This is a genomic window from Pseudodesulfovibrio senegalensis, assembly GCF_008830225.1.
Lineage (GTDB): Bacteria > Desulfobacterota > Desulfovibrionia > Desulfovibrionales > Desulfovibrionaceae > Pseudodesulfovibrio > Pseudodesulfovibrio senegalensis.
Map to the genome: position 1 here is coordinate 326,402 of NZ_WAIE01000001.1, position 14,998 is coordinate 341,399.

14 protein-coding genes are annotated in these 14,998 nt (G+C 62.5%); 13 read left to right on the forward strand and 1 reads right to left on the reverse strand.

Annotated elements, in window-relative coordinates:
- Positions 1–99 precede the first annotated feature (99 nt).
- The 13 genes from F8A88_RS01495 to dxs all read left to right on the forward strand — a co-directional run bounded on the left by F8A88_RS01495 (position 100) and on the right by dxs (position 14,333).
- The gene (locus F8A88_RS01495; RefSeq protein ID WP_151149177.1) at positions 100–1,092 is read left to right on the forward strand and encodes an NAD(P)H-dependent glycerol-3-phosphate dehydrogenase; all 993 of its coding nucleotides are present in this window, start codon (positions 100–102) and stop codon (positions 1,090–1,092) included.
- Complete coding sequence (locus tag F8A88_RS01500; protein ID WP_151149179.1) at positions 1,089–1,358, forward strand: hypothetical protein; 270 nt, start codon at positions 1,089–1,091, stop codon at positions 1,356–1,358. The genes F8A88_RS01495 and F8A88_RS01500 overlap by 4 nt, the downstream gene beginning before the upstream one ends.
- A gap of 6 nt (positions 1,359–1,364) precedes the next feature.
- Positions 1,365–2,873, forward strand: a complete 1,509-nt coding sequence (locus F8A88_RS01505) for an SDR family oxidoreductase (RefSeq protein WP_151149181.1) — start codon at positions 1,365–1,367, stop codon at positions 2,871–2,873.
- Positions 2,874–2,942: 69 nt separating this feature from the next.
- Positions 2,943–4,055, forward strand: coding sequence for a cobalt-precorrin-5B (C(1))-methyltransferase CbiD (gene cbiD, locus F8A88_RS01510; RefSeq protein WP_151149183.1), 1,113 nt, complete (start codon positions 2,943–2,945; stop codon positions 4,053–4,055).
- Between the two features lie 154 nt (positions 4,056–4,209).
- Positions 4,210–5,286, forward strand: a complete 1,077-nt coding sequence (gene ispG / locus F8A88_RS01515) for a flavodoxin-dependent (E)-4-hydroxy-3-methylbut-2-enyl-diphosphate synthase (RefSeq protein WP_151150219.1) — start codon at positions 4,210–4,212, stop codon at positions 5,284–5,286.
- Positions 5,283–7,013 (forward strand): proline--tRNA ligase, encoded by a 1,731-nt coding sequence (locus F8A88_RS01520; RefSeq protein WP_151149185.1) that lies wholly within the window; start codon positions 5,283–5,285, stop codon positions 7,011–7,013. The genes ispG and F8A88_RS01520 overlap by 4 nt, the downstream gene beginning before the upstream one ends.
- Positions 7,014–7,122: 109 nt before the next feature.
- Complete coding sequence (locus F8A88_RS01525; RefSeq protein WP_151149187.1) at positions 7,123–7,743, forward strand: LysE family translocator; 621 nt, start codon at positions 7,123–7,125, stop codon at positions 7,741–7,743.
- 138 nt (positions 7,744–7,881) lie between these two features.
- The gene (gene xseA, locus F8A88_RS01530) at positions 7,882–9,297 is read left to right on the forward strand and encodes an exodeoxyribonuclease VII large subunit (RefSeq protein ID WP_151149189.1); all 1,416 of its coding nucleotides are present in this window, start codon (positions 7,882–7,884) and stop codon (positions 9,295–9,297) included.
- Positions 9,294–10,247 (forward strand): M23 family metallopeptidase, encoded by a 954-nt coding sequence (locus F8A88_RS01535; RefSeq protein ID WP_241667305.1) that lies wholly within the window; start codon positions 9,294–9,296, stop codon positions 10,245–10,247. The genes xseA and F8A88_RS01535 overlap by 4 nt, the downstream gene beginning before the upstream one ends.
- A 36-nt stretch (positions 10,248–10,283) precedes the next feature.
- Positions 10,284–11,186: a M23 family metallopeptidase gene (locus F8A88_RS01540; RefSeq protein WP_161598302.1), complete on the forward strand. Its 903-nt coding sequence runs from the start codon at positions 10,284–10,286 to the stop codon at positions 11,184–11,186.
- Between the two features lie 81 nt (positions 11,187–11,267).
- The gene (gene xseB / locus F8A88_RS01545; protein WP_151149193.1) at positions 11,268–11,513 is read left to right on the forward strand and encodes an exodeoxyribonuclease VII small subunit; all 246 of its coding nucleotides are present in this window, start codon (positions 11,268–11,270) and stop codon (positions 11,511–11,513) included.
- Complete coding sequence (locus F8A88_RS01550) at positions 11,514–12,410, forward strand: polyprenyl synthetase family protein (RefSeq protein ID WP_151149195.1); 897 nt, start codon at positions 11,514–11,516, stop codon at positions 12,408–12,410.
- 21 nt (positions 12,411–12,431) lie between these two features.
- Positions 12,432–14,333 carry a 1-deoxy-D-xylulose-5-phosphate synthase gene (dxs, locus tag F8A88_RS01555; protein WP_151149197.1) on the forward strand — a complete coding sequence of 634 codons (1,902 nt, stop codon included), beginning with the start codon at positions 12,432–12,434 and terminating at the stop codon, positions 14,331–14,333.
- Between the two features lie 73 nt (positions 14,334–14,406).
- On the opposite strand, the gene F8A88_RS01560 is transcribed toward dxs, so the two are convergent.
- On the reverse strand, positions 14,407–14,892 hold the full coding sequence (locus F8A88_RS01560) for a YchJ family protein (protein ID WP_151149199.1): 486 nt from the start codon (positions 14,890–14,892) through the stop codon (positions 14,407–14,409).
- Positions 14,893–14,998: the final 106 nt, after the last annotated feature.

Here is a 14,998-nt window from a genome sequence, read left to right on the forward strand (position 1 = left end):
GCAGGGGAATCCGTTTTGATCCTGCCTTGCCTTGCCAGATGCGCCGTGGCCGGGTAGTCTGCCCGGACGTTTCATTTCCAAATCAGGAGAACCATTTTTATGAAGATAGCAGTGCTTGGCGCAGGGGCCTGGGGTACCGCCCTTGCAAGCATGCTGGCCGGGGCTGGTCGCGACACCGTGTTGTGGGCGCGCGAGCCCGAGGTTGTCGACGATATCCGCACAAGCGGTGAAAACAGAACGTTTTTGCCGGGTGTTGCCCTGAGCGACGCACTGGCCGTGACCAGCGATCCGCAGGAAGCCTTTGCCGGAGCCGGTGTTTTTCTGGTGGTCATTCCCAGCCAGTTTCTGCGGGCCTCGCTTGCGGGCTTTCGCGAACTGATGGGCGAGAATCCGGTGGTGGTCTGCGCCAGCAAGGGCATCGAGCTGGACACGCTTTCGCCCATGTCCGTGGTTGTGGAGGATGCCTTGCGCGGGGCCGGTCCGCGGTACGCGGTGCTTTCCGGGCCTTCGTTCGCGGCGGAGGTGGCACGTTCCATGCCCACGTCCGTGTCGCTGGGCTGCGCGGACCCGGAGCTTGGCCGCGAACTGCGCGAGCTGTTTTCCAATTCGTTTTTCCGCGTGTATTCCACCACGGATTACCGGGGCGTGGAGCTGGGCGGGGCCATGAAGAACGTCATGGCCATTGCCACGGGCATTGCGGACGGGCTGGAGTTCGGCCTTGATGCGCGCGCCGCGCTCATCACGCGCGGGCTGGCCGAAATGAGCCGCCTTGGACAGGCCATGGGCGCGGACGCCAAGACGTTCATGGGTCTTTCCGGCATGGGCGACCTTGTGCTGACCTGCACGGGCGACCTTTCGCGCAACCGTCAGGTTGGCCTCAAGCTGGGGCGCGGCATGAGCCTCGAGGCCATCACCGGCGAGATGAAGGCCGTGGCCGAGGGCGTGAAGACCACCAAGTCCCTGTATGACCTTTCCCGCGCCAAGGGCGTGGAGCTGCCCATCACCGAGCAGGTCTATAAAATCATTTACGAAGGCAAGGAACCGGGACAGGCTGTAAAGGAACTCATGGGCAGGGAGTTGAAGGAAGAATGAAGGAAAGGATGATCCGAAACACGTTTTTCATTCCGGCCGCATTGCTGGTCATGTTGCTTTTGGGCGCGTGCCGTACAACGGATTGGGTCAACCCGAACGTTGCGGACCCGCACAAGCAGGATGAACTTTTCGAGGAACATTCGGCCCAGTGCCGGCAGGAGGTGGACAACACCTTCGCCGATGATCCCGGCAATGAAACCGCCCGGGCCGATCTGTTTGAAAAGTGCATGAAGGCAAAGGGATGGGAAGAACAGGATTGGTGGTAGGTTGACATGAAGCACGGCAAACGGGTTCTGGTTCTCGGTTCCACCGGTTATGTGGGCGGCCGCCTTGTGCCGTTGCTTCTGGAAAAGGGATTTCGCGTTCGTGCGGCCGGCCGGTCCGTGGACAAGATCATGGCCCGGCCGTGGGGCAGCCACCCCGCGCTTGAGCCCGTTCAGGCGGACATGTTCGATCCATCCTCGCTCATGCGTGCCGTGCAGGGCTGTGACACTGCCTTTTATCTCGTCCATTCCATGACCAAGCGGCATGGCGATTTTTCCGACATGGACCGCAAGGCCGCCTACAACATGGTGGAAGCCGCCAACGAGATGGGGCTTCGCCGCATCATCTATCTCAGCGGCCTTGGCGAGGATCAGGAAGGAAAACCCCTGAGCAAGCATCTGCAGTCCCGCGCCGAAGTCGGGCGCATTCTTGCGCTGGGGCAGGCCGAGTGCACCACACTGCGTGCGGCCATGGTGCTCGGCTCGGGCAGCGCTTCCTTCGAGATTTTGCGCTACCTGTGCGACCGCCTGCCCGTGATGCTGACCCCGCGCTGGGTCAACACCCTGTGCCAGCCCATCTCCATCCGCAATGTTCTCGGCTATCTGGAAGGGTGCCTCGAAAACGAGGATACCGCAGGCCAGACACTGGACATCGGCGGTCCGGACGTTTTGACCTATGCCGAGCTTTTTTCCCTGTATGCCGAGGAAGCGGGTGTGCGCAAACCCAAGCTCATAGCCGTTCCCTTTGTTTCGCCGCGCCTGTCTTCCTATTGGGTCAACCTGATCACCCCGGTTCCCGTGGGGCTGGTGCGGCCGCTGGTGGACGGGTTGCGCAACGAGGTGGTGTGCAGAGACGAGCGCATTCGCGAGATGGTCCCGCAGGAACTGGTTTCCTGCCGTGTGGCCATACGCCGCGCCCTGCAGAAGACCGAGCATATGGCCGTGGATTCAAATTGTTTTGACGTGGGCGATGCCTGCATTCCCGAGTGGGCGGCGCGCCACGACGCGCCCTATGCCGGGGGCACGGTCAAGAAGATATGTTTTGCGGCCCGCTTTCAGGGGGACGTGAGCCATGTGTGGAAGACCGTGGAGCGCATCGGCGGGGAGCACGGCTGGTATTACGGCGACCCTCTCTGGCGGCTGCGCGGCTGGCTGGACCGTCTCATGGCCGGGCCGGGAACTTCGCGGGGCCGCCGCGATCCCGAAAAAACGCGGGTGGGCGATGCTCTTGATTTCTGGCGCGTGGTGGATGTGGATGAGAACCGCCGCCTGCTGTTGCGCGCGGAAATGCGTCTGCCGGGCGAGGCCGTGCTGGAATTCCGTCTTACACCCGAGTGGGAAAACATGGTGGAACTGCGCATGGAGGCCAGCTTCATGCCGCGCGGCCTGTTCGGGTTGGCTTACTGGTACGGCCTGTATCCCTTGCACATGGTGCTGTTCACCAACATGATCGAAAACATCGTCTCCGCAGCGGGCGTGTTCCTTTATGAACATCCCAAGCGGGTTCCGCCGCTGTAGCCGCCCGCACCGTGAAAAAACGGTATTTTTCCAATACCATGACCAACGTCATTTCCAATCATCACACCCATGTCTGCTGAAAAAACACTGCGCAACGGATACACCACCGGCACCTGTGCCGCGGCCGCGGCCAAGGCAGGTGTGCACTATCTGCTCTCCGGCCAAAAACTGCCGATAGCGGATACGCCCCTGCCGGACGGAAACCGGCTCGGGGTACCCATTCATGCGCTGGAATCCGTTCAGTTCGGGGAAGCTGGGGCCGAAGGCGTGCGCGTGACCGTGATCAAGGACGGCGGCGACGACCCGGACGTGACCCACGGATGCGAGATTCAGGCCGTGGTGTCGCTGGACTGTGACAATGATGCGTACGGGCCGTGCGTATGCGTGCACGGCGGCAGGGGAGTGGGCCGGGTCACACTGCCTGGGTTGCCCGTGGCCGTGGGCCGGGCCGCCATCAATCCCGCCCCGCGCCAACAGATTGAAATGGCCGTGCGCGAGGAGGTCGAGGACCTGGAATCCTGCCGCGTGATCGTGCGCGTGGAAGTGCCGCAAGGCGAGCGCATTGCGCAAAAAACCATGAACCCGCGATTGGGCATTGTGGGCGGCATCTCCATTCTGGGTACGCACGGCATTGTGCGGCCCTATTCCCATGATTCGTGGAAGGCTTCCATTGCCGAGGCCTTGGACGTGGCCCGGGCGCAGGGGCTGGAGAGGGTGGTCTTCACCACCGGCCGCAGGAGCGAACGCTTTTATGCCGAGCGTTATCCGGACACGCCGGAGCTGGCCATGGTGCAGGCCGCTGATTTTTTCGCCTTTTCCATGCGCGCGGCAGCCGAGCGCGGTTTTGCCGAGGTGCGCTGGGCCATGTTTTTCGGCAAGCTGGTCAAGCACGCGCAGGGGCTTGAATACACGCACGCCAAAACGCATCCCGTTGATTTCGCCATGCTTTCAGATAGTTGCGCACAGGCCGGAATAGCCCCGGAGCTGGCACGCCAAGCCGCCGGAGCCAATACCGCGCGGCAGGTGCTGGAGTCCGTGGCCCATGACCCGGCCCGCGCCGACCTGCTGTCTCTGCTTGTGGAAAGAGCTGTCCATGCTGCGCGATCCTTTGCCCCGACCCTGTCCGTGGGGTATGCCGTGTTTGATTTCGACGCCTCCCTGCTTTTGGAGCGTGTGCCTTGAGCGCCCGGCTCGGCTTTGAGCTGGTGCGCTGCTGACGTTCGGGCCAGCCCGGACAGCCCGGCCTTTCCTGCCTTGAGGCCGCATGGCCTTTTTCGTTGTGTCGCCGTGCGTTCGCTTGGCTTTCGGTTGCGAATGCAGTACCATCCCCAACCTTATGGAACGCAGGAAAACACGAACCATCAGCGTCGGCGGAGTCGGCATCGGCGGGAGCAATCCGGTCCGCGTGCAGAGCATGTGCAACACGGACACCCGCGACGTGGCCGCAACAGCCGCGCAGGTCCGCCAACTGGCCGAGGCCGGGTGCGAGATCGTGCGTCTGGCCGTGCCGGACATGAAGGCCGCCCGCGCGTTGGAAGCCATCCGCTTCCAGTCGCCGGTGCCGCTCATTGCGGACATTCATTTCGACTATCGGCTGGCTCTGGCTTCACTGGATGCGGGCATGGACGGTTTGCGCATCAACCCCGGCAACATCGGGGGCGAGGACAAGGTTGATGCCGTGGTCCGTGCGGCCGCGGACCAGGGCGCGCCCATCCGCATCGGCGTGAACGGCGGTTCGCTGGACAAGACCCTGCTGGCCAAGTACGGCGGTCCCACGCCCGAGGCCATGGTGGAAAGCGCCATGGAGCACATTGCCCTGCTGGAGGCGCGCGACTTTCACCAGACCAAGATTTCGCTCAAGTCCTCCTCTGTGCTGACCACGGTGCGGGCTTACGAGCTGCTGGCCGAAAAGGTGGATTACCCGCTGCACATCGGTATCACCGAGGCCGGAACGCTGGTTCGCGGCGCGGTCAAGTCGTCCGTGGGGCTGGGCATCCTGCTGTGGCAGGGGCTGGGCGACACGTTGCGCGTCAGCCTGACCCACGATCCCGTGGCAGAACCCGGCGTGGCATGGGAAATCCTGCGTTCACTGGGCCTGCGCCAGCGCGGCCCGGAGATTGTTTCCTGCCCCACCTGCGGCCGCACCGAGATCGATCTCATCGGGCTGGCCGACAAGGTGGAGGAAGCCCTGCGCGGGGTGGACGAGGTTTTCACCGTGGCGGTCATGGGCTGCGTGGTCAACGGACCGGGCGAGGCGCGCGAGGCCGACATCGGCATTGCGGGCGGCCGCGGTCTGGGCATGATTTTCAAAAAGGGCGAGGTTATTCGCAAGGTCAAGGGCGATGCAAACCTTCTGCCCGAATTCATGAAAGAAATAGATGCGTTTCTGCAAGAAAGGAGAAACAACGGATGAAGTTGTCCCGGTATTATATTCCCACTCTCAAGGAGGCCCCTTCCGAGGCCGAAGTGGTTTCCCACAAGCTGTTGATCCGCGCGGGCATGATCCGCAAGCTCACCAGCGGCATTTACAACTACCTGCCGCTCGGCCTGCGCAGCGTCAACAAGGTGGCCAACATCGTGCGCCGGGAAATGGACCGGGCCGGGGCACTGGAAGTGCTCATGCCCTCGGTGCAGCCCGCGGACCTGTGGCAGGAGACCGGCCGCTGGGACTACTACGGCAAGGAACTGCTGCGTTTCAACGACCGCCACGGCCGTGACTACTGTCTCGGTCCCACGCACGAGGAAGTCATCACCGATCTGGTGCGCGGCGAGGTGCGGTCCTACAAGCAGTTGCCCCTGAATCTTTATCAGGTGCAGACCAAGTTCCGCGATGAAATCCGTCCCCGGTTCGGGCTCATGCGCGGCCGTGAATTCATCATGAAAGACGCCTATTCCTTTGACAGGGACGAGGCCGGGGCCGAGGAATCCTACTGGATCATGTTCGAGGCCTACAAGAAGGCCTTTGCGCGTATCGGCCTGCGCTTCAAGCCCGTGCAGGCGGATTCCGGGGCCATCGGCGGCGACTTTTCCCACGAGTTCATGGTGCTGGCCGACACGGGCGAGGACACCATCGCCTCCTGCTCGGCCTGCGATTTCGCGGCCAACCTCGAAAAGGCCAAGGTGGTCGAATCGGGCGAGGTGTGCGAGGATGCCTGCGCCGAACTTGAAGAAGTCGCCACGCCGGACAAGCACACCGTGGAAGAGGTCTGCGAATTTCTGGGCGTTGACCCTGCCGCGCTGGTCAAGACGCTGCTGTTCGTTGTGGACGGCGAGCCTGTGGCAGCGCTGGTTCGCGGTGACCGCGAAATCAACGACGCCAAGTTGCGCAACCTGCTGGGCGGCAACGAGATCGACATGGCCGACGAAGCCATGGTCCGCGAGTTGACCGGCGCTCCCGTGGGTTTTGCCGGGCCGCACGGCCTCAAGAAGGGTGTGCGCATCGTGGCGGACAACGAATTGCGCTACGCCACGGACTGGATTGCGGGCGGCAACAAGGCCGATACCCATGTGCGGCATCTGTCCCTTTCGCGCGATTGCGAGGTGGAGCAGTATGCCGATCTGCGGGTCATCACCGAATCCGATCCCTGCCCGGAATGCGGCGCGGCCATCGAGTTCACCAAGGGCATCGAAGTGGGCCATGTCTTCAAGCTCGGCACCAAGTATTCCGAGAAGATGGGCGCCACTTTCCTGGACGAGAACGGCAAGGACCAGACCATGATCATGGGCTGCTATGGCATCGGTATCTCGCGCATCGTGGCCTCGGCCATCGAGCAGAACCACGATGAAAACGGCTGCATTTTCCCGCCGTCCATCGCACCGTTCGAGGTCTGCCTGATTTCGCTGGGCGGCAAGGACGAGGCCGTGAACGAAAAGGCGCTGGAACTGTACGAAGCTGTTCAGGACATGGACGTGGACATCTGCTACGACGACCGCAAGGAACGCCCGGGCGTCAAGTTCGCGGACGCCGACCTGATCGGTTATCCCATGCAGCTGGTGCTGGGCGGCAAGGGTCTCAAGAACGGCATTGTCGAGGCCAAGGACCGCAAGTCCGGCGAGCGCATCGAGCTGCCGCTGGACGGATTTGCCGAAGCCTTTGCCCAGTGGCGCGAGTCCATCTGGCAGGCTTGGGGTTTGAAATAAGGAAGTAGGAGGCTGGGGGAAAACCTTTTGGAAACGGTTTTCCTCCGGCCCCCCCTTTCCCAAACGTTTTGGCGGCATTGCGTTGGGCGCAATGCATGGGGCAGGCATCATGACCATCGAAGGGGCCGTTGGATTGGCCGTGGCTTCATTTCTTTTTGCGCTGTTGCCCGGACCGGGCGTGACCGCGCTCATCGCCCAGAGCCTTGCCCGCGGTTTCGGCACGGGCGTGTTCTGGGGAGCCGGATTGGTCATGGGCGATTTCGTGTATCTCATGCTGGCCATGTTCGGCATGGGCTGGGTGGCCTCCACCATGGGCGACGCCTTCGTGATTCTCAAGTTCGCGGGTTCGGCCTATCTCATCTATCTGGGCGTACGCTGCTGGCTGGCCAAGCCGCCCGCGAATCACGGGGAGTCTGCTGCGGCTTCCGCGCACAAGGGCTATGCCCGGACCCTGCTGGGCGGCATGTGCGTGAGCCTGAGCAACCCCAAGGTCATTGCTTTTTATTGCGGTTTTCTGCCCGGTTTCGTGAACATGGCGCAGCTGGACGGCGCGAACATGGCTCTGGTTGCCTGCATCATTCTGCCCACGGTGTTCGCCACCATGGTCGGTTATGCTTGGCTGGCGGGCAAGGGTCGCAGGGCCGCCGGTTCCACCCGGCTCTGGAAGCTGGTCAACCGCAGCGCCGGAGCGGTCATGATCGGCGCGGGCGTGGCCGTGGTCACCGAGTAGGGATATTTTCGGGGGAACAAAGGCACCCAAGGCCGTGACCCTGCCCCCATGAAGCGCCCAAGGCGCTGGATCGAGAAAACGTTTTGGAGATTCCAAAGAATCTTTTGGAAAAGGTTCTTTGGCCGCCGGAGGCCCGCCTTGTCTGCCATTCTTTCCGTTTCCGAACTGACCCGCGCAGTGAAAGACCTGCTGGAGGCGGAATTCCCCTTTGTCTGGGTGCGCGGGCAGGTCACCAACCTTGCCCGTCCGGCCAGCGGGCACATCTATTTTTCCCTGACAGACGGCGATGCTGTGCTGGGCACTGTCTGGTTTCGCGGAGCGCAACGGGCCACCGAGCCCGAATCCCGTGGCGGCGAGGCCGTCAATCCGCTGACCGGAGAGGTGGAGGAAAGCGTCGGTCCCGGCCTGAGCCAGCGGCTTGAAGACGGCATGGAAGTGCTCTGCGCCGGACGGCTGAACGTATTCGAGCCGCGCGGTCAGTACCAGCTTGTTGCCGAACTGGTGCAGGAGCAGGGCGTGGGCGATTTGCGCATGGCCTTTGAAGCGCTCAAGAAGAAGCTGGCGGACAAGGGGTACTTTGACGAGGACCGCAAGATGGCCGTGCCGTCCGATCCGGCGCGGGTGGCCGTGGTCACCTCGCCGCATGGCGCGGCCATACGTGACTTTTTGCGGCTGGCCGAAACGCGCGGAACCGGCGCGGAAATCCGCATTTATCCGACCCTGGTGCAGGGGGACAAGGCCCCGGAGCAGATAGCCGGGGCTCTGGACATGGTCGGTGAAGACCAGTGGGCCGAAGCGGTTGTACTCATTCGCGGCGGCGGATCGCTGGAAGACCTCTGGGCCTTCAACACCGAGCCGGTTGCGGATGCGATTTTCCGCTCGCAGGTTCCGGTGGTCTGCGGCGTGGGCCATGAGCCGGACGTTTCCATTGCGGATTTCGTGGCCGACCGGCGAGTGGCCACACCGAGCCATGCCGCGCAGGAGCTTTGGCCCCGGCGCGAGACATTGATGCAGAGCGTGGACCGGCTTGAAATTGCGCTTTCGCGCGCGTACCATGCCATGCTGCGGGACCACGAAGCCGGATTCGCCCAGTTGCGGCGGGCGCTTGTGTTGCTTTCTCCCGCCCGCAGGCTGGCCCGGCAGCAGGAGGCCTTGGAATCGTTTTGTATGCGGCTGCATGGTGCTGCGGAACGATTGGTGCGGGAAAAGAACGGCCGGGCAGCGGCGTTGGTCCAGCGGCTGGCGCGTGCGCACGGCGCGGACGTTGTGGAGCGGCGCGGGCAGCAAGTGGATGGGTTGGTACATGGGCTGCAAAATGCCATGGACCGCCTGCTGGAACGGGCTTCCGCCGGGTTTGAGACAACGGCCGCTTCCTTGGCGGCCCTGAACCCGGAGCGTCCCCTTGAGCAGGGTTATGGCCTTGTGCGGGTGCGCAACAGCGGCAAATTTCTCAGGAGTCCCGGCGAGGTCTCACCGGGCGACGTGCTGGATATCCGCGTGCGGGAAGGCTCCGTTACCGCACGGGTCACCGAAGAATCCGAGGAGAACAGATGATCGACAGGCGCATATGGACAGTGGTCGCGGCCATGGTGTTTTTGTTTGCGGGCACGGCGTTTGCCCAGTTTGGCTTGCAGGACGGGGACGACGTGACCCTGTCCACGGACGTGAACGCCACGGCTGCCGAGCCGCAGCTTATGCTGGCCGCGCCGGACGCGGTGGACGTGGGCGAGCCGTTCCTCGTGCGGTTGACCTCTTCCGCCGTGCTGGAGGAAGTGGTGGTCTACTGGCTGGGCAAGGAGGTCGTGCCCGGCATTTCCGTGTGGAACAACAAGCATATTGCCATGACCATGCTGGGGACGGACGTTCTCAATGCCAAGGCCGGTCCGGCCGATCTTGTGGTGACCGCCAGCATCGACGGCACGCGCCGGACCTTCAAGAAAAAGATCACTGTGGCGGCCAAGACGTTCCCCCGGCAGGATTTGACCCTGCCCAAGAAGATGGTCACCCCGCCCAAGGAGGTCTACGACCGCATCGCCTCGGAGCGGAAGGTCATTGCCAAGGCACGTAACACGGTCACTCCGGTGCGGCATTGGACCCTGCCGTTCCTGCGCCCGGTGGACGGCCGCGTCACCAGCGTGTACGGACTGCGGCGCTATCTGAACAAGAAACCCAAGAATCCCCACCGCGGCATGGATTTCAGCGCGCCCACAGGCACGCCCGTCAAGTGCGTTGCCGACGGTACGGTCATCCTTGAAGGCAATCATTACTACGCAGGCAACTCCGTGTATGTGGATCACGGCAACGGCGTGGTTTCCATGTATTTCCATCTGTCACAATTCAAGGTCAAACAGGGCGATACCGTGCAGCGCGGGCAGGTCGTGGGCCTTTCCGGCTCCACGGGCCGCGCGACCGGCGCGCACCTGCATCTGAGCATCGGCGTGCAGGGCAGGCTGGTGGACCCGGCTCCCCTGTTTTCACACCGGGCCGATCAACTCATTGAGTAGCCACAGCCAGGAATGCATCATTTTCACGAGGTTTTCATGATTCGCCTTCGTCCTGTTGCCCTTGCCCTTGCCCTTGTGGCGTTGACCGTTTTTTCCGCGGCTGCCCATGACGGCGTGGACGTTCGCATGCCCGCCGAAGTGGGTGTGGGACAACCCTTTCTCGTTCGTGTGGCAGCGGGTGCCGGCCTTGAAGGCCTGACTCTGTTCTGGGATGGGGTCTCGGTGGCGCCCGAGCTTGTCCGCAAGGACGGGTGCGTTTCGTCGGTCGCCATGCTGGGGACCGGACTGCGGGACAAGCCCGGCCTGTATGCGCTGGACGTGGAAACGGTTGTTCGCGGCGAAAAGCGGCGTTTTCGGAAGCTGGTGCGCGTGACGGACCATGAATATGGCACTGAAACCCTGACCGTGGCTCCCAAGATGGTCAAGCCGCCCAAAACGGTGCAGGCCCGCATCGCCGCCGAGCGCAAATTGGCCCGCGAGGCCACGTCCGTGCAAAGCCCGGCGCGCCGCTGGCATGTGCCGTTCTGCCTGCCGGTGAAGGGAAAGATGCTCAGCCGTTTCGGCCTGCGCCGGACCTTCAACGGCGATACCAAACGCCGCCACTGGGGGCTGGATTTCCGTGCCTGGCAGGGATCGCCCATCCATGCCATCGAGGCGGGCAGGGTCGTGCTGGTGGGAAATTTCTATTTTGCGGGCAACTGCGTGTATATCGATCATGGAAACGGCGTGGTCTCCATGTCCGTGCACATGTCCAAGGTGCTGGTCAAGCAGGGCGACGAGGTCCGGCGCGGCCAGAAGATCGGCCTCTCCGGAGCCACCGGGCGCGTCACGGGCGCGCATTTGCATCTTTCCGTGTTTGTGCAGGGTGTGCCCATCGACCCGGAATCGCTTTTTTTCATGCAGGAAGACGGCGGTGACGCAGTCGTGGCGCAGGAGTGATATTGCTTCAGGCATGTTTGCCGTCATCCGGCGGCCATGTTCGGAACGGAGAAAATACATTGCATGACGGAGGCTGTCGCCATGAGCGAACAGACATTTGAACAGAAATTGGAGCGGCTCAGGAGCATCGTGACCCGGCTGGAAAGCGGGGAACTGCCTCTTGAGGAAGGGGTTGCCCTGTATCGCGAGGGGCTGCAGCTGGCCAAGGCCTGCGGCGCGCAGCTGGAATCCGCGCGGCATGAGGTCAAGGTGCTGGGCGATGGCCTGCTCAAGGAGTTCGATGTATTGGAGGCCGCGGAACATGGCGGCGAACCGGAGGGCGACTAGATGACGGCCAAACAGATGCTGGCGCAACGTGCGCGGAGCGTGGAGGAATATCTTTCGCAATGCCTTGAGGAGCGCGGCATTCCGGCCCGTCTTCTGGAGTCCATGCGCTACAGCCTGCTGGCGGGGGGCAAGCGTTTGCGCCCGGTGCTGGCGCTTTCGTGGTGCGAGCTGCTGGGCGGTGATGCCGAAGCGGCCATGCCCTTTGCCGCCAGTCTGGAGTGCATCCACACCTATTCGCTGATTCACGACGATCTTCCGGCCATGGATGATGACGACCTGCGCCGGGGGCGGCCCTCCAACCACAAGCAATTTGACGAGGCCACGGCCATATTGGCCGGTGACGGCCTGCTCACCGAGGCCTTCGTGCTCATGACCGAGGCCGGGGTGAAGGGCGGCCTTGCGGCCGACCGCGTGCTCCGGGCCGTGAATGTGCTGGGCCGTGCCGCCGGGTCCGGGGGCATGGTGGGCGGACAGGCTGTGGACATGGAGTTCACGGGGCGCGAAGGTCAGGTTCCGCTTGAGGAACTGCAGCAGATGCACGCCATGAAGACCGGCGCGCTCATCACCGCGGCCTGCGAGTGCGGAGCCATTCTTTCCGGTGCCCCGGACGAGGATGTGCGCAATGCCCGTGAATATGGCCGGGCCGTGGGCGTGGCCTTCCAGATCGTGGACGACGTGCTGGACGTGGTGGGCGACGAGGCCACGCTGGGCAAGCCCGTGGGCAGCGACGAGGAACAGGGCAAGAGCACCTACCCCGCGTTGGTGGGGCTGGACAAAAGCCGCGAACTGGCGCGAGGCCATGTGGACGGTGCCGTGGGGCACCTTTGCGGATATCATGGCCCGGAAAGTGAATTTCTGACCCTTCTGGCGCGCTACATTGTGGACAGGGTTTACTGATTGGCCTACTTTGAACACCTTATGAGCAACATGGAAGAATCACGTGAACTGCTATCCGGTATTCAGTGTCCGTCAGACGTGCGGGCATTGGATTCCAAGCAGCTCCAGGCCTTGGCCGAGGAGTTGCGGCAGACCATAATACGGCAGGTTTCGGGCAGCGGCGGTCATCTGGCCCCGTCTTTGGGGGTCGTCGAGCTGACCCTTGCCCTCTACAAGGCATACGATTTCGAACAGGACAAGATCGTCTGGGACGTGGGGCATCAGGCGTATGCCCACAAATTGCTGACCGGGCGTGCCGATCGCTTTTCCTCATTGCGGCAGTTGGACGGCATCAGCGGATTTCCGCGCATGGCCGAAAGCGAATACGACCATTTCGGCGTGGGGCACTCGTCCACCTCCATTTCCGCTGCGCTGGGCATGGCCACGGCTCGCGATCTGGCCGGGGAAGACCATGACGTGGTGGCGGTGATCGGCGACGGCTCCATGACGGCCGGGCTGGCCTTTGAAGGCCTGAATCAGGCCGGGGGCATGGGCCGCAAGATGGTGGTGGTGCTCAATGACAACGAAATGTCCATATCCAAGAACGTGGGCGCGCTGTCTTCGTTTTTGAGCCGCAAGCTGTCCGCGCCGCTTTTGCAGCGGCTCAAGGACGACGTGGAAAACTGGGTTGCCAACGTGCCGGGTATCGGCGGGGATCTGGCCACCTATGTGAAGCGTTCCGGTGATTCGCTCAAGTCGTTTTTCACGCCCGGCATGTTGTTCGAGGCCTTTCAGTTCACCTATGTCGGGCCTATCGACGGCCACAACATTGATGAAATGACCAAGGTTTTCGAGCAGGTGCGCCGCATCAACAAGCCGGTTCTGGTGCATGTGCTGACCAAGAAGGGCAAGGGGTACGAGCCCGCGGAAAACAACCCCACCTATTTTCACGGCGTGGGCCGGTTCGAGCCGGAAACCGGTCTTGCGCGCAAGTTTCCGGGCGCGGCCTACCCGTCCTACACGGAAATCTTCGGCAACATGCTCTGTCGCATCGCGGACCGGGACGAGAAGGTGGTGGCCATTACCGCGGCCATGCCCGAAGGCACCGGAACCAGTTGTTTCCGGGAGCAGCATCCCGAGCGGTTCGTGGACGTGGGCATCTGCGAGCAGCACGCCGTGACGTATGCGGCCGGGCTGGCCTCGCAGGGATTCAAGCCCGCAGTGGCCATCTATTCCACGTTCCTGCAGCGTTCCTACGATCAGGTAATTCATGACGTGTGCCTGCAGAATCTCAATGTGAAACTTTTCCTTGATCGCGGCGGACTTGTGGGCGAGGACGGGGCCACGCACCATGGCGCGTTCGACATGAGTTATCTGCGCCATATTCCGAATCTGGTATTCATGGCGCCCAAGGACGAGGCAGAACTGGCCCGCATGATGGTTACGGCCTTTGAATTGGACGGCCCCGTGGCCGTGCGCTACCCGCGCGGCACAGGTGTGGGCGCGGACGTGGACCCGGAGCCGGAAGTCATTCCCGTGGGGCAGGGTGAAACCTTGCGCACGGGCAGGGACGCTCTGGTGATCACGCTGGGGTCGCGGGTGTATCCCTGCATGGAAGCGGCCCTTGAGCTGGCGGAGGAAGGCCTTGAAGCCACGGTGTTCAACGCCCGGTTCATCAAGCCGCTGCCCGAGGAAATGCTGCGCGAGCTCGTGGCGGACCACGACAGCGTTTTGATCGTGGAGGAAAACGCGCTGCCCGGCGGTTTTGGCTCCGCGGTGCTGGAATTCCTGAGCGACAATGCCTTGCTGGGCGGCCGCACGGTCAGAAGGCTCGGGTTGCCCGACGCCTTTGTGGAACACGGTACGCAAAAGCAACTGCGTTCCTTTGTTGGCATTGACAAACAGGGCATCAAGAATGCGCTCAAGGAAATGGTTGGATCCTGATCCATCCCATATAGTCGCAAAAAAGGCCGTCCCCTTTCCGGAGACGGCCTTTTCTTTTGCCTGAGGTGCGGTCTTAACGGCCGCAGCATTTCTTGTATTTCTTGCCGGAACCGCAGGGGCACGGTTCGTTGCGGCCTACCTTGGCTTCGTTGCGCACGGTCTCGGGAGGCAGCATGAAGCCCTCCACGTAATACCACTGGCCGTCCTGCTTGCGAAAAATGGAGTGTTCGCGGTGTTCCTGAACCATGTTCTTTTGCTTGAACTTGGCGGCAAAGGCCACTTCGCCTTCGTCGTCCTTTTCGGTTCCCTTGCGCGTTTCCAGAATGGTCAGTGCGATCCATTCCGAATTTTCGGCCCAGGTACGCACGGCTTCGTCGTCGTGCTCGGAAAGCTTTTCCGGGGCAAGGGTTTTCTTGAGGTATTCGATCTGATTCAGTGCGTAGGCCGTGTAGCGTGAGCGCATCAGAGCTTCGGCCGTGGGGGCCGGGGCGGTTCCGTCGATATATTGGCCGCAGCAGGCGTCGAGCGCCTTGCCTGACCCGCAGGGACATTGGGACATGGTGAGACTCCTTCTCGGTATTTGGCCGGACAGTACCCGAACACGGGCACTTGTCAACCGCTAAAAAATGGCGGGTTGCAGTATGGTGCCAGACCATGGCATCATA